General features: G+C 75.0%; 24 protein-coding genes. 8 read left to right on the top strand and 16 right to left on the bottom strand.

Annotated elements, in window-relative coordinates; genetic code table 11:
- Both J2S41_RS18435 and J2S41_RS18430 read right to left on the bottom strand, forming a co-directional pair.
- Window positions 1–642: a DNA-binding response regulator gene (locus J2S41_RS18435; protein WP_310369120.1), complete on the bottom strand. Its 642-nt coding sequence runs from the start codon at window positions 640–642 to the stop codon at window positions 1–3.
- Complete coding sequence (locus J2S41_RS18430) at window positions 639–2,876, bottom strand: sensor histidine kinase (RefSeq protein WP_310369119.1); 2,238 nt, start codon at window positions 2,874–2,876, stop codon at window positions 639–641. The genes J2S41_RS18435 and J2S41_RS18430 overlap by 4 nt, the downstream gene beginning before the upstream one ends.
- A gap of 155 nt (window positions 2,877–3,031) precedes the next feature.
- On the opposite strand from J2S41_RS18430, the gene J2S41_RS18425 reads away from it, so the two are divergent.
- The 4 genes from J2S41_RS18425 (at window position 3,032) to J2S41_RS18410 (ending at window position 7,259) form a co-directional block, all read left to right on the top strand.
- Entirely contained in the window at window positions 3,032–3,568 is a 537-nt protein-coding gene (locus J2S41_RS18425) for a hypothetical protein (RefSeq protein WP_310369118.1), read from the top strand.
- Window positions 3,565–3,735, top strand: coding sequence for a hypothetical protein (locus tag J2S41_RS18420; protein WP_310369117.1), 171 nt, complete (start codon window positions 3,565–3,567; stop codon window positions 3,733–3,735). Before J2S41_RS18425 ends, J2S41_RS18420 begins: the two co-directional genes overlap by 4 nt.
- 235 nt (window positions 3,736–3,970) lie before the next feature.
- Entirely contained in the window at window positions 3,971–6,031 is a 2,061-nt protein-coding gene (locus J2S41_RS18415) for a glycoside hydrolase family 15 protein (RefSeq protein WP_310369116.1), read from the top strand.
- Window positions 6,032–6,170: 139 nt separating this feature from the next.
- Window positions 6,171–7,259 carry an endo-1,4-beta-xylanase gene (locus tag J2S41_RS18410; RefSeq protein ID WP_310369115.1) on the top strand — a complete coding sequence of 363 codons (1,089 nt, stop codon included), beginning with the start codon at window positions 6,171–6,173 and terminating at the stop codon, window positions 7,257–7,259.
- Window positions 7,260–7,305: 46 nt separating this feature from the next.
- Here J2S41_RS18410 and J2S41_RS18405 read toward each other — a convergent pair whose 3' ends face one another.
- From J2S41_RS18405 to J2S41_RS18395, 3 genes are all read right to left on the bottom strand, one after another.
- Window positions 7,306–8,862, bottom strand: a complete 1,557-nt coding sequence (locus J2S41_RS18405; protein WP_310369114.1) for an outer membrane protein assembly factor BamB family protein — start codon at window positions 8,860–8,862, stop codon at window positions 7,306–7,308.
- A 149-nt stretch (window positions 8,863–9,011) separates the two neighbouring features.
- Window positions 9,012–9,539, bottom strand: a complete 528-nt coding sequence (locus tag J2S41_RS18400) for a peroxiredoxin family protein (RefSeq protein WP_310369113.1) — start codon at window positions 9,537–9,539, stop codon at window positions 9,012–9,014.
- A gap of 1 nt (window position 9,540) precedes the next feature.
- Complete coding sequence (locus tag J2S41_RS18395) at window positions 9,541–10,209, bottom strand: type 1 glutamine amidotransferase (RefSeq protein ID WP_310369112.1); 669 nt, start codon at window positions 10,207–10,209, stop codon at window positions 9,541–9,543.
- A 114-nt stretch (window positions 10,210–10,323) separates the two neighbouring features.
- Here J2S41_RS18395 and J2S41_RS18390 point away from each other — a divergent pair, with 114 nt between their 5' ends.
- A complete protein-coding gene (locus J2S41_RS18390) occupies window positions 10,324–10,854 on the top strand; it encodes a carboxymuconolactone decarboxylase family protein (RefSeq protein ID WP_310369111.1) in 531 nt (176 codons plus the stop codon).
- 49 nt (window positions 10,855–10,903) lie between these two features.
- On the opposite strand, the gene J2S41_RS18385 is transcribed toward J2S41_RS18390, so the two are convergent.
- From J2S41_RS18385 to J2S41_RS18370, 4 genes are all read right to left on the bottom strand, one after another.
- Window positions 10,904–11,503, bottom strand: coding sequence for a MarR family winged helix-turn-helix transcriptional regulator (locus tag J2S41_RS18385; RefSeq protein ID WP_310369110.1), 600 nt, complete (start codon window positions 11,501–11,503; stop codon window positions 10,904–10,906).
- 45 nt (window positions 11,504–11,548) lie between these two features.
- Entirely contained in the window at window positions 11,549–11,896 is a 348-nt protein-coding gene (locus tag J2S41_RS18380; RefSeq protein ID WP_310369109.1) for a cupin domain-containing protein, read from the bottom strand.
- 69 nt (window positions 11,897–11,965) lie between these two features.
- Window positions 11,966–12,910: a GlxA family transcriptional regulator gene (locus J2S41_RS18375; RefSeq protein WP_310369108.1), complete on the bottom strand. Its 945-nt coding sequence runs from the start codon at window positions 12,908–12,910 to the stop codon at window positions 11,966–11,968.
- Window positions 12,911–12,922: 12 nt separating this feature from the next.
- Entirely contained in the window at window positions 12,923–13,519 is a 597-nt protein-coding gene (locus tag J2S41_RS18370) for a hypothetical protein (RefSeq protein ID WP_310369107.1), read from the bottom strand.
- Between the two features lie 123 nt (window positions 13,520–13,642).
- Between J2S41_RS18370 and J2S41_RS18365 the strand changes: the two genes are divergently transcribed.
- Both J2S41_RS18365 and J2S41_RS18360 read left to right on the top strand, forming a co-directional pair.
- Window positions 13,643–14,758 (top strand): sensor histidine kinase, encoded by a 1,116-nt coding sequence (locus J2S41_RS18365; protein ID WP_310369106.1) that lies wholly within the window; start codon window positions 13,643–13,645, stop codon window positions 14,756–14,758.
- A complete protein-coding gene (locus J2S41_RS18360; protein ID WP_310369105.1) occupies window positions 14,755–15,387 on the top strand; it encodes a response regulator in 633 nt (210 codons plus the stop codon). Before J2S41_RS18365 ends, J2S41_RS18360 begins: the two co-directional genes overlap by 4 nt.
- A 13-nt stretch (window positions 15,388–15,400) precedes the next feature.
- On the opposite strand, the gene chrA is transcribed toward J2S41_RS18360, so the two are convergent.
- On the bottom strand, window positions 15,401–16,783 hold the full coding sequence (chrA, locus tag J2S41_RS18355; RefSeq protein WP_310369104.1) for a chromate efflux transporter: 1,383 nt from the start codon (window positions 16,781–16,783) through the stop codon (window positions 15,401–15,403).
- Window positions 16,784–16,869: 86 nt separating this feature from the next.
- On the opposite strand from chrA, the gene J2S41_RS18350 reads away from it, so the two are divergent.
- Entirely contained in the window at window positions 16,870–17,226 is a 357-nt protein-coding gene (locus J2S41_RS18350) for a VOC family protein (protein ID WP_310369103.1), read from the top strand.
- Here the strand turns inward: J2S41_RS18350 and J2S41_RS40005 are convergent.
- The 6 genes from J2S41_RS40005 to J2S41_RS18320 all read right to left on the bottom strand — a co-directional run bounded on the left by J2S41_RS40005 (window position 17,174) and on the right by J2S41_RS18320 (window position 23,039).
- Window positions 17,174–18,217: a hypothetical protein gene (locus J2S41_RS40005; protein WP_445343926.1), complete on the bottom strand. Its 1,044-nt coding sequence runs from the start codon at window positions 18,215–18,217 to the stop codon at window positions 17,174–17,176. The two genes, J2S41_RS18350 and J2S41_RS40005, sit on opposite strands and share 53 nt — an antisense overlap.
- Before the next feature lie 91 nt (window positions 18,218–18,308).
- Window positions 18,309–19,898 carry an efflux permease Rv1217c-related protein gene (locus J2S41_RS18340; RefSeq protein ID WP_310369102.1) on the bottom strand — a complete coding sequence of 530 codons (1,590 nt, stop codon included), beginning with the start codon at window positions 19,896–19,898 and terminating at the stop codon, window positions 18,309–18,311.
- The gene (locus J2S41_RS18335; protein WP_310369101.1) at window positions 19,895–20,788 is read right to left on the bottom strand and encodes an ABC transporter ATP-binding protein; all 894 of its coding nucleotides are present in this window, start codon (window positions 20,786–20,788) and stop codon (window positions 19,895–19,897) included. The genes J2S41_RS18340 and J2S41_RS18335 overlap by 4 nt, the downstream gene beginning before the upstream one ends.
- Before the next feature lie 102 nt (window positions 20,789–20,890).
- Window positions 20,891–22,189: a Na+/H+ antiporter NhaA gene (gene nhaA, locus J2S41_RS18330; protein ID WP_310369100.1), complete on the bottom strand. Its 1,299-nt coding sequence runs from the start codon at window positions 22,187–22,189 to the stop codon at window positions 20,891–20,893.
- Between the two features lie 80 nt (window positions 22,190–22,269).
- Window positions 22,270–22,809 carry a Clp protease N-terminal domain-containing protein gene (locus J2S41_RS18325; RefSeq protein WP_310369099.1) on the bottom strand — a complete coding sequence of 180 codons (540 nt, stop codon included), beginning with the start codon at window positions 22,807–22,809 and terminating at the stop codon, window positions 22,270–22,272.
- Entirely contained in the window at window positions 22,806–23,039 is a 234-nt protein-coding gene (locus tag J2S41_RS18320) for a helix-turn-helix domain-containing protein (RefSeq protein WP_310369098.1), read from the bottom strand. Before J2S41_RS18320 ends, J2S41_RS18325 begins: the two co-directional genes overlap by 4 nt.
- Window positions 23,040–23,051 lie beyond the last annotated feature (12 nt).

Genomic DNA, 23,051 nt, shown 5'->3' with positions numbered 1-23,051 from the left:
TCACAGCTCGTCCGTGGTGATCAGGCCGTCCTGGAGCGCGCGGGCGACCAGGGCGGCCTTCGTCGGCGCCTCCCGGCCCACGTTGGCGTACTTCACGCGTACCCGCTCCAGGCAGGAGTTGACCCGGTGGACCGTGACGTCCAGGCGGCGGGCGACCATCTCCTTGGACTCGGAGTGGAACCACTCGATCAGGATCTGATGCTCGCGCGGCGACAGCCGCGGCCGGTGCGGGCGCTCGTCCGTGCCGAACGCGCCGGACAGCGTCGGCGGCGTGTACGGCGCGTTCGCCGCCGCCGCCGTGATCGCCGCGACCAGGTGCTCCTCGCCCTCCGCCTTGGTCAGGTAGGTGAACGCGCCGATGTCGAGCGCGGTCAGCGCGGTCTCCCGGTCGGCGCGCATGCTGTAGACCACGACCTGGCGGCCCGCGTCCACCAGCCGCTTGAGATCGCCGTACGCGGGGCCGGTGGCGTCGAGCTGCAGATCGAGGACCACCACGTCGGCCCGGTCGCCCGGCTCCGTCCAGGCGACCGCGACCGTGGGACCGGCGGCCACCACGTCGATCGGCGGACCGGCGAGCGCGCACCAGGACCGTACGCCGGCGATGACGACCGGATGATCGTCCACCACGACCGCAGTGATCATGCTTCTCCCTGCCAGGCTGCTTGGATCCAGAGGCGGTCGCCGTCCGCCAGCACGGACCGCCGGACCCCGTCGCCGTCCGGTGCCGGCGGCGGAGGCTCGCAGGCGGCGACGACGCTGACCGTCACGGTCTCCCGGGTGCCGCTGACCGTGAGCCGGGCCCGGCCGCGCGCGGTGGCGAGCGCGGCGATGGCCGGCTCCACCAGCCGGCGGCGCACCCGCGGCGGCAGCTCCGGGCGGGCGCCCTGCTCCGCGAACGTGACCGTGACCCCGTCCCGCTCGGCCTGCTCGATGCAGGCGCGCAGTTCGTGGGCGAGTGCGTCCGCGTGGGTGGCGTCGTCCGCGATGAGCCGCCGCATCCGGGCGGCCTCGGCCGCGCACGCGCGCCGGACGGACTCGTCGCCCGGATCGAGCGCGCCGGACGCCAGACCCTCCAGCAGCGGCACGGCCGTGGCCGCCAGCGCCGCGATCCGCCCGGTCCGGTCCGCGTGCAGGTGCCGGGCCACCTCCTCCGCGGTGCGCAGCCGCTCGGCCGCGTGCAGCTCGCGCGCGGACGTGGCGGCCAGGCCGCGCAGCACGGCCGCGATCATCGCGGTGGCGAGCTGGTAGGAGAGCACCGCCCAGGTGGCGCTGATCGCGCCGGCCACGCTGAGCGCGGCCTCCCCGGCGATGGCGGCCTGGCCGAATGTGATCAGGTACTGGCCGGCCAGCACCGCGACCAGGACGGCGATCCGGCCCTCCATCAGCAGCAGCACGACCGGCCAGCCGGCGTCGCCCTCGGACCAGTGCGCGGCGCCCAGCAGGTACTCCGGGCGGACGGCGGCGGTCGCCAGCACGGACAGCGCGAGGACCAGCGCGACCAGCGGCCACCGCCACCGGCCGAGCGGGCGGTCCCGCCAGGTGGCGACCGCCACGGTCAGCGTCACCGCGACCAGGCCGCACCAGGTGGCCACCTGCGGCCAGAGCGCGGTGTACGCGGCGCCGCTGGCCAGCAGCCGGGGCAGGTCGAGCAGCAGCAGGATCGCCAGGCTGATACTGATCACCGCCCAGCGCAGGCCGCGCTGGAACGACGCGCTGATCACCTCGCGGTCGCCGGTGACGTCCGGCAGCGCGCGCGGGCAGGTCAGCGTGACGGTGGTGCCGGTGCCGGGCGCGCTGTCGATCCGGGCCCGGCCGCCGATGCGGATCATGCGCTCCACCAGCGAGCGGGTCACGCCGTACCGGTCGTCGGCGATCCGGGACGGGTCGAACCCGCGGCCGGCGTCGGCCACCTCCACCGTCACCCGCGCGTCGTCCTGGCGGACCCGGATCTCGGCACGGTCGGTGCCGGCGTGCCGGGTCACGTTGGCGAGCGCCTCCCGGACGCCCCGGCTGACCGACACCGCGTCCGCGGCCGGCAGGAACAGGCTCTCGGGGGTACGCCAGGTGATGCGCAGCGGCGTGTGCCGGGCCGCCTCGCGCAGCATCGGGACCAGATCGGTCTCGCCGTCCGCCGCGTCGCCGGACCGGCCGAGCTCGCGCAGGTCGCGCCGGGCCTGCTCGGACAGCCACGGCTCGGCGCGGCCGGCGACGCCGCCGCCGACCATCAGCAGCGTCGCGGCCGCGGTGTCGTGCAGCGCCGCCAGGTATTCTCGCTCGCCGGCCCGGCGCGCGGCCGCGATCTCCGCCGCCCGGCGCAACTGCGCGCCGCGCGCGATCAGCCGGTCGGAGGCGCGGGCGCCGCGCCGCACGAACCGGTACAGCCCCCAGGACAGCGCCGCCTCCGCCGCGGTCCACGGCCCGAGCGTCCGGTCGGCGAGCCAGCCGCCCGGGTCCGCCAGCGTCGCGCCCAGGTAGTAGAACCCGATGATGGTCAGCGTGGCCGCGGCCAGCGCCCGCCCGCCGACCTGCCACGGGTAGGTGACGACGGCCATGTTCAGCGCGATGAGCACCCAGGTGGCGCCGCCGCGCGGGTCCGGCGTGACGGTCCAGGTCATGCTCAGGCAGATCGCGCACACGGCCGCGACGTCCACGAGCGGCAGCCATTGACGGGCGCGCCCGGACCCGCGCACCATGACGACGGCGTAGAGCAGACTCCACGCGTTGAACGCGGTGATCACGACGGCCGCCACCGCCCGGTCGGGCATCGCCGCGAGCGCGAGAGCGACCGAACTGGACAGTCCTGTCACGACGATGCGCAGCCCGAGCGCGTATCGCAGTCCCTGATCGAGAAGTCTCTTCTCCACCGCGCCCGGCACGGGGGCCATGGTATCCCCGCGCGCGCGGATCGTCGGTCCCGATGGTGGTCGAACGACCATCACCGCGCGGTCACCGAGGTGAATACGCTGCATGACGAGCCGAAGGCAGCGAGTCACCTGAGGGGTCGCGTCCGCTGACCGAGAACAGGAGAACCATGTCGTACCCGTCGTACGGACCGGAGGGCAACCCGTACCCGCCTCAGGCCGGCCCCGCGCCCGCCTATCCGCAGCCGGCCCCGGTCCCGCCGCCGACCTCGGCGCCGCCGCCGCTCGGCCTGTCCCCGACCTCCGGGCCGCCGCCGTTCGGCCTGCCGCCCGCGGACTCGCCGATGGGCATCACCACGCTGCTGCTCGCGGTCGCCTGCTTCCTGCTGCTCGTGCTCGCCGGCGCCGGCTTCGGCCTCTACGTCAACGAGCGCGGCACCGTCAGCGACACCCGCGCCCAGCTCCAGGAGCGCGACGCACAGGCCGCCGAGGCGGAGCGGCGCGTCAAGGACATGGAGGCCGCACGCGCCGCGGCCGAGGACGAGCTGTCCGACGTCACCGAGCAACGCGACGTGCTCATGCCCTGCATGCGCCGGGCCCAGGAGATCTTCGACGCGCTCCGCGGCGACGACGACGACAAGCTGGCGACCGCGCTCGAACTCGGCGACGCCGCCTGCGCCAAGGCCGAGGACGTGGTGGACTCGTGACCCCCGACGGCGACACGCGCACCCGCGATCCCCGCCCCGCCCAGCACCCCGACGGCCGCGACGTCGTCCTCATCCGGCTGGACGACCGCGACCACCGCGTCACCCTGCACATCTCCGGACACCTGCGGCGCCGCCCCGCCCCCGGCGCCGCAGGCGACAACCCGTGACGGTTCGCTACGCGCCGGACGCGGGGGCGCCGGCCAGAAGATCTCGACGACCTCGAAGAGGGTCGGCGGCGAGGAGTGCGGCGGTGGCCGTGAGGCCGTTGACGTGCCCGCTCCAGCGGCCGGAAAGGCCGTAGGCCCGGGACCGGAGCGCCGGTGTGCACCGGGGCGAACGGGTTCCCGGCGTAGGGATGCGATCAAGGGAGGGGCGCGGTAGACCGGACCCGAGGAGGTCCACATGACACCGCTGCTGCCCGTGCTGATGGTGGCCACGATCGGGGTCGCGCCGGGGCCGGCGGCGCCCGGTGCGCCCGGCGTCGATGAGCAGTACCTGCCGGCGGACAAGTCGGGGCTGGTGACGTCGCGGACGCGGGAGAGCCCGGTGTGGGCGACCGTGCAGCGGGAGGGCGGGCTCGGCGAGATCTTCTACCCGACGATCGGCGGGCCGAGCGCCCGCGCGCTGGCCTTCACGGTGACCGGCCGGCACGGCGTGGAGACCGCGCGGGTACGCACGGAGCAGCTCGGCGGCCTGCGCTTCCGGCAGGTCTTCGACGGCGCGGGATGGCGGCTGACCGCGGACTACGTCACCGACCCGGCGCGGTCCACGGTGCTGGTCGACCTGGCGTTCGACGCGCCGCGCACGCACCGGCTGTACGCGGTCTACGATCCGGCGCTGGGCAACTCGCGCGGTGGCGACGCGGGCCGGACCGTGGACGGCGCGCTGGTGGCCACGGACGGCGGCGTGTCCAGCGCGCTGGCCGGCACGTTCGCGGCCACGTCCAGCGGATTCGCCGGGGTCAGCGACGGGCGGACGGACCTGCGCGACGGCCGGATGGACTGGCGGTACGCGTCGGCCGGCGCCGGCAACCTGGTGCAGACCGCGGCGCTGCGCGACCGGCGGACCACGCTGGCGCTCGGCTTCGGCGGCACGGAGGCGGCGGCGCTGGACACCGCGCGGCGCTCGCTGCGCGCCGGGTTCGGGCCGGTGGCGCGCTCCTACGCGGACGGCTGGAACGCTCACCTCAAGGGTCTGACCGCCCCGCCGCGGGTGGCGGACCGCCGGCTCTGGCAGACGTCCGCGCTGATCCTCGCGGCGCTGGAGGACAAGACCCACCCGGGGGCGTACGTGGCGGCGCCGGCCTCGCCGTGGGCGTTCGGCACGGACGACCCCTCCGGCCCGTACCATCTGGTGTGGTCTCGTGATCTCTATCAGATCGCCACCGGCCTGATCGCGGCCGGCGACCGGGCCGGCGCGAACCGCGCGCTCGACTACCTGTTCCGGGTGCAGCAGCGGCCGGACGGCTCGTTCCCGCAGAACTCCCAGGTGGACGGCACGCCGGTGTGGGGCGGCCTGCAACTGGACGAGGTGGCGCTGCCGATCGTGCTCGCCTACCAGCTCGGCCGCGCGGACGCCTGGCCGGGCGTCAAGCGGGCGGCCGACTTCCTCGCCGGCTATCCCGGCGCCCCGTTCACGCCGCAGGAGCGCTGGGAGAACCAGTCGGGGTACTCGCCGAACACCATCGCCACCGCGATCGCCGGGCTGGTCTGCGCCGCCGACCTGGCGCGCTCCCGCGGCGACGCCGCCTCGGCGGACCGGTACCTGGCGACGGCCGACGCCTGGCGGGACCGGGTCAAGACGTGGACCGTGACCACCACCGGGCCGTACTCGGCGAAGCCGTACTTCCTGCGCCTGACCAAGGACGGCGACCCGGACGCCGGCACCACCTACGACATCGGCGACGGCGGGCCGACCGGTGTGGACCAGCGGCGCGTCGTCGACCCGAGCTTCCTCGACCTGGTGCGCCTCGGCATCCTGCCGCCGTCCGATCCGGACGTGGTGAACACCCTGGCCGTGGTCGACGCGCAGCTCGGCGTGGCCACCCCGCGCGGCTTCTTCTGGCACCGGGCCTCGTTCGACGGCTTCGGCGAGCAACTCGACGGCAGCCAGTGGGAGTACGACGAGCCGCCGGGCTCGCTGGTCTCCCGGGGCCGGGCCTGGCCGCTGCTCAGCGGCGAACGCGGCGAGTACGAGATCGCGGCCGGCGACCGGCGGGCGGCCGCGACCCGGCTGGCCGCGATGGCCGCCGCGGCCGGGCCCGGCGGCATGCTGCCGGAGCAGGTCTGGGACCGCACGCCGCCGGCCGGGCGTCCCGGCTTCGCGCCGGGCACGCCCACGTTCTCCGCGACGCCGCTGGCCTGGACGCACGCGCAGTACCTGCGGCTGGCCCGCAACCTGGCGGAGGGCCGGATTCTGGAGCGGCCCGCCGCGGTGGCCGACCGCTACCTGACGGCGGGGTAATGCCGAAAGTTTCGGAGGCTTATCGGGAGGATTGCGATATCGCGGGCAGCCGTCATTGACGAACTCCACTGTCGTGCCTAGCGTCCCAGACGAACATGCACGGACAGATTTCCGGAAGTTTCGGCAGGGGAGTGATCTGATGAAGGCTCATCGAGCCGTCGTGGCCGCGCTCGCGGTCGCGACGGTCCTCGTCACCGGCGGCGCGATGCCGGCCCAGGCCGGCGGGCGGGAGCTCACGCTGCGCCGCGCGGCCCCGCACGACCTGCGGATCGGCACCGCGGTCGCGGGCGGCGGCCACCACCTGGAGCAGGAGTACCCGGACCCGTTCCCGAACGACCGGGCGTACCGGCGGGTGCTGGCCCGCGAGTTCAGCTCGCTCAGCCCGGAGAACCAGATGAAGTGGGAGTTCATCCATCCGGAACGGGACGAGTACCGGTTCGGCCCGGCCGACGCGATCGTCCGCTTCGCGCGGCAGAACGGCCAGGCGGTACGCGGGCACACGCTGCTCTGGCACAGCCAGAACCCGGCGTGGCTGACCGAGGGCACGTTCACCAAGGCCGAGCTGCGCGCGATCCTCAAGGAGCACATCTTCACCGTGGTCGGGCACTACCGCGGGAAGATCCACCAATGGGACGTGGCGAACGAGATCCTGGACGAGAACGGCGCCTACCGGCAGGAGAACATCTTCATCCGTGAGCTGGGCCCCGGCATCGTGGCGGACGCGTTCCGCTGGGCGCACCGCGCGGACCCGCACGCCCAGTTGTTCCTCAACGACTACGGCGTGGACTTCCCGGGTGCCAAGGTGGACGCGTACGAGGCGCTGGCCCGGCAGTTGCTGGCCGAGGGCGTGCCGGTGCACGGTTTCGCCACCCAGGCGCACCTGAGCATGCGGTACGGCAAGCCGGACCAGCTCCGCACGGTGCTGCAACGCTTCGACGACCTGGGTCTGCACACCGCGGTGACCGAGCTGGACGTGCGGATGGACCTGCCCGAGGGCGGCGTGCCGACCGCGGAGCAGTTGGCCACGCAGGCCGACTATTACACGACCGTGCTCGATGCCTGCCTGGCGGTGGACGGCTGCAACTCGTTCACCATCTGGGGTGTCACGGACAAGTACTCGTGGGTGCCGCACTTCTTCCCGGCCGAGGGTGCCGCCACCGTGATGTGGGACGACCTGCGCCCCAAGCCCGCCTACTACGCGCTGCGCGACACGCTCGCGGACGCGTGAGCCGAGGTTCCGGGCCGCCCCGCATGCGGCCCGGAACCCCGCGCGCTCACGGCCGCGGCAGCGCGAACGAGTAGAACGTGGTGCTGGGTGCGCCGAGCCGCTGGTAGCCGTTGCCCCAGTAGAGCCGACCGTCCACGATGGCCGGACCGGCGTTGGAGGCGCCCGCGCCGAGGTGCTCCCAGAGCACCTCGCCGGTGGCCGCGTCCAGCGCGTACATCCAGCCGTTCAGCGCGCCGAAGTAGGCGACGCCGTTCGCCACGGTGGCCGGGCCGACCGCCTGTCCGCCGTGCGGCTCCGGCACCTGCCACAGGATCCGGCCGGTGGCGACGTCCAGCGCGCCGAACGAGCTGTAGTCGATCGTCTCGCCGCCGGGCAGCTGGTACGGCACCCGGTCCATGTTGGTCTCCGCGAAGTAGATGCGCCGGCCGTCCGTGGCGGTGCCCCACTCGATGCCGCCGAGCACCGAGCCCGGGCCCACCGACGCGCTCCAGATGATCTCCCCGGTGGCCGCGTCCAGCATCCAGAACTCGCCGCTCTTCTGCCCGGCGCCGACCGCGAGCCGGGGCTTGCCGTGCTTGCCGGGGAGCGTGAACAGGTGCGTACCGTCGCTGGTGTCGTGGTCCGGCCCGGGGTTCGGGCAGTTGTTCGGCGGGAAGCCGGGGAGGCAGGCGAGGTTCCACTCGTCGAAGCGCTCCGGCCCGGTGGACCACTTCAGCCGGCCGGTGCGCAGGTCGAACGCGACGATCGAGTCCTTGGCGTTCCACGACGGCAGGCAGTCGCGCGGCGTACCGCCGTTCTCCTGGCACTCCCGTGCGCTGGCCGGCACGGAGTAGTTCTGCCCGGTGCCGACGAACACGGTGCCGCTGCGCGGGTCGACGGTGGGCGTGCTGCCCCACACGGAGGCGCCGCTGAAGATGTCCCCGCCCGGCCCCTGGTCCGGCAGCGTGTGCGACTTCCACCGCACCGCGCCGGTGCGCGCGTCCACCGCGACCAGGCTGCCGCGGAACGTGCAGCAGTCGTAGGCCGGGTCGCCGGCGAGCAGGAACTCCAGCGACGACACGCCCTGGTAGAGCACGCCGTCGTGGATCACCGGGGATGAGGTCAGGATCGCCTGCGGGTGCGGGTCCATGGCGGCGCGCCAGCGCAGATCGCCGGTGCGGGTGTCGACCGCGAGCAGCACCGCGCCGGCCTGCGTGCCGAGGTAGACGGTGTCGCCGTGCACGACCGGGCTGGTCCGGGAGAACGTGCCCGCCACCCCGGCCCACTCGGCCACCGACCTGGTCCAGATCACCGCGCCGGTGCGCGCGTCGAGCTTGTGGAACGCGCCGCCCCAGTCCGGGACGTAGACCGCGCCGCCGGCCACCGCGGGCGTGGCGGAGACGTCGCCGGCCGTGGTGGCGGTCCAGTCGACGGCGAGCCGCGGCACCGTGGCCGGGCCGAGGACCCGCTCGGCCGGGTTGGACCGGCTGTTGCCGATGTCGTGCCCGCCCATCGTCCATCGTGCGCGCGCCGTGCCGGAATCGCCGGCCGGTGCCGCCGTGGCCGTGCCGGTGGTGGCCAGGAGGATCGTCGCCAGCATCGCCGCGAACCGCGCTGTTCTCATTCCGCTCTCCTCTGTCGCCGGGCCGGCGTACCGGAGACGCCGGCGCTCGGGCCGACGTTACGGACATCTATCGCGGCATTCAAGTGCATCGATATGAAACGGTACGGGCCGCCGAGCGCCGAAACTTCCGGAGCCACGGCGGCGTGCCGTCACGAGCAGACGCCGTCGATCGTGCACACCGAGGGCTCGTCCGCGACCGCCGGGGCCGGGGCCGGGGTGGGTGCGGCGGCCACCAGCCGGGCGACGGCCGCGCCGAGCGCCAGGTCGTCGACCGCGCCGAAGTGATGCGCGCGGACCGCGCCGTCCCGGTCGATCAGCACGGTGGTCGGGGTGCCGCGCATGCCGTACCGGGCGAACGTGACCGGCGTGGGGTCGTCGCCGTCGTGCGCGTCCACGCCGACCGGGAAGCTGATCTTGTACTCGTGCAGGAACGCCTCCAGGCTGACCGGCGTCATCGCCGCGTGATGCTCGAACACGCTGTGCAGGCCGATCACCCGGATGTCGTCGCCGAACACCCGGGCCAGCCGGGACGCCTGCGGCAGGCCCTGGCTCACGCAGCCGGGGCAGAGCATCTGGAAGGCCTCCAGGACCACGACGTGGCCCCGCAGCGCGCCGAGCGTGAGCGGGTCGCTGTTGAACCAGCGGGTGGTGGACCAGGCGGGGGCGGACGGGTGCATCTCAGGCTCCTTCGGGAAGGGTGCGCGCCCAGCGCGCGAGGATGTGTGCGCCGGCGGTCTCCACCGCGCGCATGGCGACCGGGTCGATGACGGTGCCGGCCGGCAGGTGCGGCGCGGCCCGGTCGAGCGCGTCGCCGTCGAACTCGACGTGGAACTGGAAGCCGTACGAGCGCCCGGCGCGGAACGCCTGGTGCGGGTACGTGTCCGAGCCGGCCAGCAGCACCGCGCCGGCCGGCAGGCCGAACGTGTCCCGATGCCAGTGCACGACCGGCGGCCGTGGCCCGGCCGGGCCGAGCACCGGGTCGTCCAGCCCGGCCGGGGTCAGCGTGACGGTGCCGGTGCCGGACTCGGCGGCCGGGCCGCGGCGCACGTCCGCGCCGAGCGCGGCGGCGAGCAGCTGGGCGCCGAGGCAGACGCCGAGCACGGGCCGATCGCGGCGCACGCAGTCGGCGATGAGCGCGCGTTCGCGTGCCAGGTGGGGGTGGTCGTGGTCGTCGAGCGCGCCCATCGGGCCGCCCAGCACCACCAGCGCGCCGACCTCGGCCGCGTCCGGCACCGGGTCGCCGAGGTCGAGGCGGACCACGCGCACGTCGGCGCCGGCCCCGGCCAGCGCCGGTGTGATCAGTGCGGGCCCCTCGAACGGAACGTGCTGAAGCACTGCTACCTGCATGAGGGTCAGCATATATAGGACTGCCAACTAACTGTGGGTAATGCTCATCACGTTGCGTCGTGGCCGCCGGGCGGTAAGTTTGGCACTGCCAACAAACGTTGAAGGGAAACAGTCATGCCACGTCTCGCCACCGTCGACCCCGCCACCGCCGAGCCGCAGGCCCGCACGCTGCTCGGCCGGGTCGAGCGCGCCCTGGGCACCACGCCGAACATGATGCGGGCGATGGCCAGCTCACCGGCCGTGCTGGACGCGTACCTCCAGTTCAGCGGCGCGCTGTCGAAGGGCCTGCTGCCCGGCCGGGTGCAGGAACAGATCGCGCTGGTCGCCGCGGTCGAGAACGACTGCGACTACTGCCTGGCCGCGCACACCGTGCTCGGCGCCAAGGCCGGCGTCAGCGAGGAGGACCTGGTCGCGGGCCGCAGCGCGCGGGCGTCCGACGCCAAGGTCCAGGCCGCGCTGACGTTCGCCAAGGCGGTCATCGCCGCCAAGGGCTTCGTCTCCGACGAGGACCTCCGGGCGGTCCGCGACGCCGGCTACTCCGACGGTGAGATCGGTGAGATCGTGGCCGCGGTCGCGCTCAACACGTTCACCAACTACTTCAACTCGGTCGGGCAGACCACGCTGGACTTCCCGGCCGTCGCCTGAGCCTCACCGTGCGGACGAGGCGGGGCCCGGCGGGCCCCGCCTCGTCGCGTCATGGCAGCTCGTGGTCCGGGCAGGTGACCCGCAGCTCCGCGTCGCCGAACGGCGCGTCCACGAAGTTGCAGTGGTGCGGCCGGCCGGTCTCCGGCGGGTGCGCGTCCGGCACGTAGAACCGGCAGGTCAGGCACATCTGCGAGACCGGGATCAGCCGGCGCTCCTGCAACTCGCGCATCAGCGTGACGATGCCGCGCAGCGTCGCCGCGAAGTCCCCCTCCGGCAGGGTCGCGACCGCGCTGCCCAGGCTCTCCGACATGACGTTCAGCCGCTCGGCCTCCGCGCGCCCGGTCTCGGTCAGCGTGAGCAGCACCGCCCGCGCGTCCGCCGGATCGCGCGTCGCCGCCAGCAACTCCTTGCGGCGCAACACCTTCACCGCGTCCGAGACCGTGGGCGGCGTGGACGCCAGCGCGGCCACGATGTCACCCTGGCGCAGCGCGGCCCGGCTGCCGTGGATCAGCCCGACGATGTCCGCCTGCAGCGGCGAGAGCTTGTGCGGGCCGGCGTTGCGCCACGCCTCCATGCGCACCGCCTGCCCCAGCCGGGCGAGCCCGGCCAGCAGCTGACTCTCCGGCGGTGGACCGGGAACGTCATTCATCCATCCAGCGTAGTCCGCATAATTGGCAGTCAGAAATAATGTGGGTCAGGTCGCGCTCCAGGCCGGTTTGCCGCCCTCGGGGGTGGACGTGACGTCCGGGCCGACGAGGAGCAGCAGCACCTCCTCCTCCGCGACCGGGCAGTGCTCCACGCCACGCGGGATGACCAGCAGGTCGCCGGCCTCCAGCCGCACGTCGCCGTCCCGCAGCCGCACGGTCAGCGCGCCGTCCAGCACCAGGAACGTCTCCTCCTGGTCCTGGTGGGCGTGCCAGGTGGTGGAGCCGATGCCCTTCGCCACCTTGAACAGGTTGCCGTTCGCCTCCGCCACGACGCGCTGCGACCAGTACTCGGTGAGCGCCCGCGCGGCCGTACCCACGGATGTCTTCGTGATCATGGCTCGATCGTGCCGGACCGCGCCGCCGCGGCGGGAGGTGCGGGAATCGCGGTTTTCGCAAGGATCGTGTCAGGCGGCGAAGCGGCGGCGGTACTCCGACGGCGTCAGCCCGAGATCGCGGCGCATCACCATGCGCAGGTTCGCGGCCGTACCCAGCCCGCTGTCCCGCGCCACCACGTCCACCCGCCGCTCGCCGCGCTCGATCAGCCGGCAGGCCAGCGCCAGCCGCTCCCCGGTCAGCCAGGCCAGCGGCGTGGTGCCGAGCTGGGCGCGGAACCGCCGGTGCAGCGTGGCCGGGCTGACCGCCGCGTGCTCGGCCAGGTCCCGCACGGTCAGCGGCCGGTCCAGCCGGCGCTGCGCCCAGGCCAGCAGCGGGCCCAGCGACTCGTCCCGCGCGTCCGGCACCGGCCGCTCGACGAACTGCCGCTGCCCGCCGTCGCGGTGCGTGGCGAAGACCAGCCGGCGGCCGACCGCGGCCGCGATCTCCGCGCCGTGATCGCGCCGCACCACGTGCAGGCCCAGGTCCAGCGCGGCCGCGCTGCCGGCCGAGGTCAGCACGTCGCCGTCGTCGACGAACAGCACGTCCGGCTCCAGCCGCACGGCCGGGAACCGGGCCCGGAACGCGCCGGCGAGCTGCCAGTGGGTGGTGGCCCGGCGCCCGTCCAGCACCCCGGCCTCGGCCAGCGTAAAGGCGCCGCTGCACAGGCTGACCAGCCGGACGCCGCGCGCGTGGGCGGCCCGGATCGCGGCCAGCACGGACGGGCGGGCCGGCGTGCCCACGTCCGGCCGATTCGGCACGATCAGCGTGTCCGCGCCGTCCGCCTCGCCGAGCCCGCCGACGCCGGACAGCGTGAAGAAGCCCTGGCGCATCACGGTGGCCGGCTCCGGCGCGCACAGCCGCACGTCGTAGAGCGCCCCGCCCAGCTCCGGCCGGTGCAGGCCGAAGACCTCCAGCACACAGCCGAGCTCGAACGGATTGGAGTGCTCGTCGAGGAGCACCACGATCCGGTGCATGCGGCGTTTCTATCACGCGGCGGCCAGCGGCTCCCGCCGGTCGGAGCCGCGGGCGGCCAGGCGGGGCAGCACGGCCGACAGCCACAGCACGCCCGCCGAGCCGGCCAGCAGGCCGCCCAGGTAGACCCATTCGGGCACGGAGGTACGCAACGCCGCCGCGCTCAGCCCGACCACGTAGAGCGCCAGCGCCCACCGCGGCAGCACGCCGGCCCGCCACGACGCGACGCCGAAGACCAGCACGCCGGCCAGGAAGATCAGGGCCACGGTCAGGAAGTACGGCTGCCCCGGTCCGGTCAGCACCTGCTCCCGCGCCGCCGCGTCCTGGTACTGCAGCACCGCGTGGGTGAGGAACTCGATCGCGAACAGGCCGCTCAGCCCCAGGTGGTTGAGCACGAACCCGGCCAGGCCCAACCGCCCGGCCGCATGGCGCTGCACCAGGTAGAACGCGGTCAGCGTGAACAGCAGGAGCGCGGTCGCGGGCGGCGCCAGCGCGTGGGTCAGCCCGGTGTCGGGCAGCAGGCCGGCGCGGCGGCACACGGCGATGACGGTCAGCGCGCCGCCGGTCAGCCCGGCGAGCGCGGCGAGTCGGTACAGCAGGGTGTCGGTCATGCCGCCCAGCGTGCCGGGACGGTCACCGGGGCGGACAGTGCCGACCGGCCAGGATCGCACCGCGGGGACACATGACGACCGGCTGGCCCGGTGGGCTGGCGGCGTGGTCCTACGGTGACGGGCATGCCAGTCGGCGCGATGGCCTCGGGCCTCTACGTCACCGTGCTCGCCACCGGCCTCTACTGGGCGGCGGCCGGCCTGGCGCCGGACCGGTCCCCGGCCGCGCTCGGCGTCTTCGTCGCCGCGCTCGCCGCGCTGCTGTTCATCGAGCGGATCCGGCGGTGGGCCGTCCCGTTGCTGGGCGCGCGCCTCGCGCTGTTCGCGGTGGTCGCTGTCGCGGACCCGGGCGGCTTCGGCCGGGCGCTGTTCATCCTGGCGCCGTTCTTCGCCTACGTGGTGCTCGGCCGCCGCGCCGCGCTCGCGCTCGCCGCCGCCTGCCTGCTCGGCGCGACCGTCGCCGCGGCGCGCGCACCCGGCTGGCACACCGACCCGGAGACCGTCTCGGATCTGCTGATGTTCGCGGTCGGCCTGGTGCTCACGCTGGTCACCGCCGCCATCGCGGACGGCCAGCGACGCAGCCGGGAACGCGCGGAACGCCTGGTCGGCGAGCTGCGCGCGGCACAGCGGCAGGTCGCGGAGCTGAGCGCGGCGGCCGAGCGCAACCGGCTGGCCCGCGACATCCACGACAGCGTCGGCCACCACCTGACCGCGGTCGGCGTCCAGCTGGAGAAGGCGGAGGCCTTCCGGCCCCGGGACCCGGCCGTGGCGGACCGCGCCGTCGCCGACGCGCGCGCCGCGGCGGCCCGGGCGCTGGCGGAGGTACGCGAGTCCGTCGGCGCGCTGCGGGCCGAGCCGTTCTCGCTGGTGGCCGCGATCGAGGCGCTCGCCGGCGGGCTCGACGACCCCGGCTTCCGGGTGGCGGTCACCCGCACCGGCGAGGAGACCGGCCACCCGCGCCCCGGGCTGGAGGCCCTCTACCGGGTGGCGCAGGAGGCGCTGACCAACGCGCGCCGCCACGCCGGCGCCGACCTGGTCCGGATCACGGTCCGCTTCGAGGCCCCCGGGCCGGCGAGCGTGGAGGTGGCCGACAACGGGCGCGGATTTCCGGCCGGCACGGCCGAGGGCGGCGGCCTGCGCGGCATGCGGGAACGGCTGACCGCGCTCGGCGGCGAGATCCACATCGACTCGTCACCCGGCCGCGGCACCCGCGTCGTGGCGCGCGTGGGCGGTGCGGCGTGACCGACGTCCGCGTGCTCGTCGCCGACGACCAGTCCCTGGTCCGGGAGGGCATCGCCGCGCTGCTCGGCCTCGAGCCCGGCATCGCCGTGGTCGGCACCGCCGCGGACGGCCACGCCGCCGTCGAGCTGGCCGAGCGCACCGCGCCGGACGTGGTGCTGATGGACGTGCGCATGCCCGGGCTCGACGGGCTGCGCGCCGCCGAACTGCTGCGCGATCGACTGCCGTCCTGCCGGGTGCTGATGCTCACCACGTTCGACGACGAGGAGTACGTGCTCGGCGCGCTGCACGCCGGGACCAGCGGCTACCTGCTCAAGAACCTGCCCGCGCGCGACCTGGCGCAGGCCGTCCGGCTCGCGCACGCGGGCGTCGCCCAGCACGACGCCGCCGCGCTGCGCCACCTGACCGGCGCGCTGGACCGCCCGGCGCCCCCGGGCCGGCTGCCGCTGACCGCGCGCGAGATCGAGGTCCTCCGGCTGATCGCCCGCGGCGCCACCAACCGGGAGATCGCGGCGCACCTGTTCGTCAGCGAGGGCACGGTCAAGAACCACGTCTCGCACATCCTCAGCCGCCTCGGCCTCCGCGACCGCACCCAGGCCGCGATCCACGCCAGGGACCACGGCCTGCTCTGACCCGGGGCGGCGGTCAGACGCCGGGCAGGCCGGCGAGGCCGGCGGCCAGGCCGAGCGCGCCGCAGACGGCCAGCACCCGCAGCACCGACCACTTGCGCCAGAAGATCAGCGCGACCGCGACGACCGTGATGGCGATCGGGACCGGGCGGGCCGTGCCCAGCTCGGGCAGCGTGAGGTGGAGGATGCCGGCGTCGACGTCGCGGGTGCGGCCGAACAGCGTGTGCAGCGCGAAGTAGAGGCCGAGGTTCGCGATCACGCCGACCACGGCCGCGGTGATGCCGGTGAGCGCGGCGGAGATGGCCTGGTTGCCGCGCAGCCGCTCGATGTACGGCGCGCCGAGCAGCACGAACAGGAAGCACGGCACGAACGTCACCCACGTGGTGAGCAGCGAGGCGACCACGCCCGCGGTCCACGGGTCGAGCGGGCCGGGATCGTGGTAGGCGCCGAGGAACGCCACGAACTGCACCACCATGATCAGCGGTCCGGGCGTGCTCTCGGCGAGCGCGAGGCCGCGCACCATGTCGCCGGCGGTGAGCCAGCCGTAGTGCTCGACGGCGCGCTGGGCGACGAACGCCAGCACGGCGTAGGCGCCGCCGAACGTGACCACCGCGGTGCCGGAGAAGAACAGCCCCTGCTGTGTGTAGACGCTGTCGCCGCCGGTGGCCACGGCGAACGCGGCGACCGGCGCGAACCAGGCGATCAGGCCGACGGTGAGGATCGTCGCGGTACGGCGGGCGGAGGGCCGTTCGTGGTGCAGGGCGTCGTCGGAGATCAGCGGTTCCGGGCCGTCCGGGCCGGCCTGGTGGCCGCCGCCGGTGGTGACCAGGCGGGGCCGCCACCGGTGCAGTGCCCAGCCGGCGAGCGCGGCGACGGCGATGACGATCGGGAACGGCGTGGCGAACAGCGCGAGCGCGGCGAACGCGGCGACCGCGAAGCCGAGCAGAATCCGGTTGGTCAGCGCGCGGCCGCCGACCCGCCAGACGGCCTGGGCGACGATCGCGACGACGGCCGGCCCGAGCCCGGCGAACAGCGCGGTGACCACGGTGGTGTCGCCGTAGGCCACGTAGATGCCGGAGAGCGCCAGCAGCGCCACGACGCCGGGCAGCACGAACAGCGTGCCCGCGACCAGGCCGCCGCGCAGGCCGTTGAGCAGCCAGCCGACGTAGATCGCGAGCTGCTGGGCCTCCGGGCCGGGCAGCAGCATGCAGTAGTTGAGCGCGTGCAGGAACCGCTTCTGGCCGATCCAGCGGCGCTCGTCGACCAGGTGGTGCTGCATGACCGCGATCTGCCCGGCCGGGCCGCCGAACGTCTGCAACGAGATCATGAACCAGGCGCGGACGGCCTGGCCGAACGGCACCACGTCCCGCCGGGCGCCGCTTTCGGTGTCCGGAGTCATCGAAGTTCCCCCCTCGCGGGCCGGTGTCGCCCTGGGAGATGTTCGCACAGGCCGAGCCGCTTGACGCGGTACGGTTCGCTGGAGGGATGGGAGTCGACCACCTCGGGCTGCCGGTGCGGGAGCCCCGGCGCAGCATCGAGTTCTACGCGGCCTACTTCGGCTTCGACCCGGCCACGGCCCGGCGCTATCCGGACGGCACGGTCATCGTGCGCGACGGCGGCGGCTTCGACCTGGCGCTGCACCCGGTCGAGACGGTGGCGCCCGCGCCGGCGTTCCTGCACTTCGGATTCCGGCAGCCGGACCCGGACGGGGTACGCGCGCTGCTGCGCCGGATGGACGGCGACGGCGTACCGGTCGTCGAGCGCGAGGACGGGCCGGACTACACCGCGTTCAAGTGCCTCGACCCGGACGGGCACCGGGTCGAGGTCTACTGGGAACCGTAGGGGTCAGCCGCGCGACCGCGGCAGGCAGCACTTCTTGTACTTCTGGCCGGAGCCGCACCAGCAGGCACCGTTGCGCTCCGGCGGCCAGGCGATCAGCCCCGGGCGGGCGGACTGCTGGCGTGCGTACCCGGCGCGGGTCGGCCGGGTCGCCGTCCTCGCCGGCGAACCGGGTCAGCCCGTCGGCCGTGCCGGTCGGCAGCGTCAGGCCGGTCTGCCCGGCCGCGGTCAGCCGGACCAGCTCCCGCTCCAGGCGGGCGCGGTGCTCGTCCCAGCTCTTGCCGTACGCCTCGGACAGCGCCGGCCACTGCGCGACCACCCGGCCGAACTCGGCCTCCGGCCAGAACAGCAGGTCGCCCTCGGCCGCGGCGGCACCGGCGGCGCCCGCGTTGGCCAGCCTGGTCTCCAGCCGGTCCGCGAGGTTGTCGTGCCCGTCGTGCGGCAGGCCCAGCACGTGGCGGATCCGGTGCCGCTGCTGCAGCAGGAAGAACAGCAGCCCGGCGTCCTCGGCGCTGGCCGGCTCCGCGGACTCGCCGCGCTCGGCGAACGCGGCCCGCACCGCCTCGGTCAGCCACTCCTCCGCGACCTTGTGGCGCTTGCCCGCGGCCAGCGCCGCGCTCACGTACGCCGCCGCGTCCGGGTAGCGGGTCAGCGACGGGCGCAGCGCCTCGAGCACCGCCATCGCCTCGTCGTCGCGGCCGGCCCGGAACAGGATTCGGGCCCGCATCGCGCGGGCGGAGTCGACCTCACCGTCCTCCCGCGTTCCGTAGGCCTCGAGGGCCCGGTCCGCGTACCGCAGGGCGGCGTCGAGCTTGTTGCGGCTCTCCGCGATCTCGGCGGCGAGCATCAGTGCGTACCCGGCATCACCCGGGTCGGCCAGCCGCCCGGCGTCCACGGCATCCGCCAGATCCGCGGCGACGCCGAGCGGGTCGGCGGCCCCCAGCACGGACTGCCGGATCTCCTGAAGGTCTGCGCTGGTCACATTGGCTGTCATCGGCACCTCGTCACGGTACTGCGCCCGGGGCACCGATCACCGTTGATCTGGGTCTCACTTCCGCCGCGCCGGAGCGCCCGGCGCGGCGGAATCATGAGGCCAGGTCCCGGCGGCGGTAGGCGAGAACGCCGAGCAGGGTGAGGGCCGCGGCGATCGCGGTGGTCGTCGCGGCGGCGGGGAGGTTCGCGGGGAGCAGGGGGACCGGGGCCAGGTGGGCGAACGGTGACATCGCGGCGACCCAGCCGGGGGCGCCGGTGCTGTCCGCGATCACCTGGAGCAGGAAGCCGCCGGTGGACGGGACGGCGGCGGCGAGCGCGGTCAGGCGGGGTGCGGCGCCGACGGCCAGGACCGCGGCACCGAGGCTGAGCAGCACGATCGGCAGCGTGTTCCAGGTACCGGCGAGCGCGGCGGTCAGCGGCAGCGCGCCACCGGCCGCGGCGACGCCCGCCCAGGTGGCGACCGCGGCCGCGGTGAGCAGCACCAGCGCGCCGCCGACGGTGGCGGCGACCTCGGCGCCGAGCAGCCGGTGCCGGCTCAGCGGGCCGGCGGCGAGTGTGGCCAGGCGGCGGTCGGTCTCGGCGGCGGTGAACGCGGCCAGGCGTACCCCGGTGAACGCGCCGACCGGCAGCGCCAGCACCGCGAAGAGCGTGGCGGTCAGGCCGCCGGTCGTGTCCAGCCCGGCGAAACCGGCCTCCGCGGCGGTGCCGGTGAACGCTGCGTTGGCCGCCAGGAACTCGGCCACCGACGTGACGGTCAGGCCGATGAGCAGGAAGTAGGCGACGATGCCGGCGGACCACGCGGCGACCGCGGGCAGCGCGCGGCGGACCGCGAACGGCGCCACCCCGCCGAGCAGGCCGGGGCGCGGGCGCCGCGGCCCGGCCGGGGCGACCAGGCCGCCGCCGACGTCCCGGCGCCCGGCCACGGCCAGCGCCGCCGCGCCGGTCAGCACGGCCGCGCCGAGCAGGATCAGCAGCGGTACGGGATCGTCCCGGTCGTACGGCGCACTGCGCGCGAGAAGTCCGAACGGGGACAGCCAGCGCAACCACGCCACGCCGTCCAGGCCATCGCCGACCATCCGCATCAGCAGGCCGGCGCCGAGCACGGCGATCGCGGCCCCGGTGGCCTGAGCGCGCGCGGGCAGGATCTGTGCGGCCAGCGCGGCGACCGCGACGGCGAATAGGCCGAGCACGGCGAGCCCGGCGCCGTGCACGGCCGCGCCCGCCCGGTCCGGCCCGCCGGCGGCGGCCAGCACCGCGGTCACGGCGGCGCCCACCGCGACCGGGACCAGCGCGACCACGGCCAGATGCCGGGCGAGCACGGCGCGCGCCGGCACCCGGCCGGCGAGCAGCACGTCCCAGCGCCCGGCGTCCTCCTCGCCGCGCGTGACGCGCGTGGTGGCCAGCACCGACCAGACGCCGACGACGACCGCGAGGGCGGTGCCGACCCGCCAGACCGTGAAGCCGCCGGCCCGGTCGAGCGCGACGGGCTCGCCGAAGAGCGTGCGGACCGCCGGGTTCGTGGCGATCGTCTCCAGGCCCGCCATCGCGGCCGGATCGGCCGCGACGGTGTCGTAGGTGGCGGCGACGAGGGCGGGCATGGCGGCGGCGAAACCGAGCACGATCAGCCCGCCCCGGCGGATCTGGCGCGCCGCGAGCCCGCCGACGGCCGCGGCGGCGCTCATCGGGCCGTCTCCGTGCCGTAGTAGTCCAGGAAGATCTCCTCCAGGCCGGGCTCGCGCACCGTGAACGCGGTCACCTGCGCCTCGGCCAGCGCCTTGAGCGCGGGCGCGGGCGGGCCGGTCAGCGCGAACCGCAGCCGCCCGTCGCCCGTGCCGGAGACGCCCTCGACGCCGGGCACCGCGTCCAGCGCGGGCGGCGCGCCGGTGTAGGCGACCGTGACCTCGGCGCGGTGCATCCCGCGCAGCCGCGGCACGGACGCCACCTCGACCAGCCGGCCCGCGCGCAGGATGCCGACCCGGTCGCAGACCGCCTCCACCTCGGCGAGCTGGTGCGAGCTGAGGAAGACCGTCTGGCCGCGGTCCCGCGCCGCCGTGACCGCGGTCCGGAACTCGCGCTCCATCAGCGGGTCGAGCCCGCTGGTCGGCTCGTCCAGGATCAGCAGCGGCGCGCGGGTGGCGAACGCGGCGATCAGCGCGACCTTCTGGCGGTTGCCGGTGGAGTACGTCCGGGCCGGCCTGGCGGGGTCCAGGCCGAAGCGGCCGATCAGCTCGTCGCGGTAGGCGAGGTCGGTGCCCGGCCCGGTGCGGGCCAGCAGGTGCAGGATCTCCGCGCCGGTCAGACCGGGCCAGAGCGCCACGTCGGCCGGTACGTACGCCAGGTGCCGGTGCGCGCGGGCGACGTCGGTGGCGTCCACCCCGGCGATCCACGCGCGGCCGGCCGTGGGGCGCGCGAGACCGAGCAGCATGCGGATGGTGGTGGACTTGCCGGCGCCGTTCGGGCCGAGGAAGCCGAACACCTCGCCGGCCGGGACGTCGAGCGTCAGGTCGTCGACGGCCGTGAGCCGTCCGTACCGTTTGGTCAGGTGGGTCGTGCGCAGCACGGGATCGGTCATCGCCGGGAGCCCTTCCGGTCGCAGAACGGATCATGACCGCCGACCAGACTTCCCGGCACACCTGTCGCTGACGGTACTCCCGCCAGAGCCCGGCGGGAAGACCTACCGCTCCTGGTACACGTCCGGGATGCCGTCGGCGTCGGCGTCGCGTTCCTCGATCTCGCGGAGGCGGCGGTAGTGGTGGTTGCGGATGCGCAGCACCACGGTGGCCAGCAGTGCGGCGATCAGTGAGCCGGCCAGGATGCCGATCCGGGCGTGGTCGTCCTGCTCGCTGCCGGACCCGAACGCCAGCTCGCCGATCAGCAGCGACACCGTGAACCCGATGCCGGCCAGCAGCGACAGGCCGAACACGTCCCACCAGCTCAGCTCGTCGCCGAGCTCGGAGCGGGTGAAGCGCTGCACCAGCCAGGTGGTGCCGAGCACGCCCACGCACTTGCCGAGCACCAGACCGCCGATGATGCCGATGGTGACCGGGTCGCGCAGGCTCTCGCCGAGGCCGCCCGCGCCGGCGACCGAGACCCCGGCGGCGAAGAACGCGAACACCGGCACCGCGACCCCGGCGGACAGCGGGCGCCACCGGTGCTCGAAGTGCTCGGCCAGCCCGGGGCCGTCGCCGGCGGCGCGGCGCACCACCGGGACCGCGAAGCCGAGCAGCACGCCCGCCACGGTGGCGTGCACGCCGGACGCGTGCACCAGGCCCCAGGTCAGCGCGGCCAGCGGGAGCAGCAGCCACCACGAGCGCACCCGGCGCTGCACCAGGAAGGCGAACAGCCCCAGTGGTACGGCCGCGGCCAGCAGCGGCAGCAGGCTGAGCGAACCGGTGTAGAAGACCGCGATGATGGTGATCGCCAGCAGGTCGTCGACGACCGCGAGGGTGAGCAGGAACGTGCGCAGCGCGGCCGGCAGATCGGTGCTGATCACCGCCAGCACGGCCAGCGCGAACGCGATGTCGGTCGCGGTCGGCACCGCCCAGCCGGCCAGCGACCCGCCGGGCAGGCCGGCGTTGACCGCGGTGAAGATCAGCGCGGGTACGGCCATGCCGCCCACCGCGGCCGCGACCGGCATCGCGGCGCGCCGCGGGTCGCGCAGGTCACCGGCGACGAACTCGCGCTTGAGCTCCAGGCCCGCCACGAAGAAGAACACGGCCAGCAGGCCGTCCGCCGCCCACTGCGCCAGCGTGAGGTCCAGGTGCAGCGCGTGCGGCCCGACGGTCAGCTCGCTCAGGCTTCGGTAGGCCGCGGCCCACGGCGAGTTCGCCCAGACGAGCGCCGCCACGGCCGCGACCAGCAGGAGCACGCCGCCGACGGTCTCCATGCGCAGGATGTCGGCGATCCGGCTGACCTCCGGCCAGGTCCCGCGGCCGAACAACTGACGGGCGGATCGGGGCGGCGCACCGGACATCGGACTCCCTCAGGGCAGGACGGGGTGAGGACCTCGCCGACCAGCCTTCCCGGCACACCTGACGGCTAACCTACCCGGGCTCAGCCCCGCGCGTACACCGAGGTGGCCAGCCGGGGCAGGTCGATCCGCAGCCGGCGCAGCGCGCGGAACGACGGCGTGCGCCGGTCGGCCAGCACGCCGCGCAGCAGGCCGTCCTCGGTGACCGGCGTGCCGTACCCGCGCAGGTTGAGCGCCACCTCCACGGCCTTGCGGGCCGGCTCGGTGAGCACCAGCGACACGCCGGGGCCGGTGAGCCGCACCCGCAGCGGCAGCGGGATCGGCCGGTGCAGCCGCCACCGGGCCGGGTCGTCGATGCGGACCGGCAGCCGGTCGCGGACCTCGTCCAGGTCGATGCCGAGCGCGGCCAGCAGCTCGCGGTCCCGTCCGGCCGCGGCGCCGGGGCAGGCGTCGCGTACCGCGTCCGCGGGCACGCCCAGGCGGGTCGCCACGCGCGCGGACGCGGCCAGTGCGACCAGCAGCGTCTCGTCGTCGAGCCGGTCGCGGCCGGCCTCCCGGGCCAGCAGCCCGGCGCGGACGATCGCGCGGCGCGCGACGTCGTCGAACCGGTCCAGCATGCTCATGGTCGCTCCTTCGGGGTGGCGTGGGCGTGCTTGCGGTGCGCGGTCTGGCGGCGGACGCCGAGCGCGGCGGCGATCGCCTCCCAGGACCAGCCGGCCGCGCGGGCGCGTGCCACGTGCGCGGTCTCGACCTCGTCCAGCAGTCGGCGCAGCGCCGCGACCGCGGCCAGGCCGGTCTCCGGGTCGGCCGCGCCGGCCGCGGCGGCCAGCGACGTCAGGCTCTCTCGGCTCATGCTGTCAGCATA

The organism is Catenuloplanes atrovinosus, from assembly GCF_031458235.1.
In the GTDB taxonomy this organism is placed as follows: domain Bacteria; phylum Actinomycetota; class Actinomycetes; order Mycobacteriales; family Micromonosporaceae; genus Catenuloplanes; species Catenuloplanes atrovinosus.
This window is presented reverse-complemented; position numbering and strand designations above follow the sequence as displayed.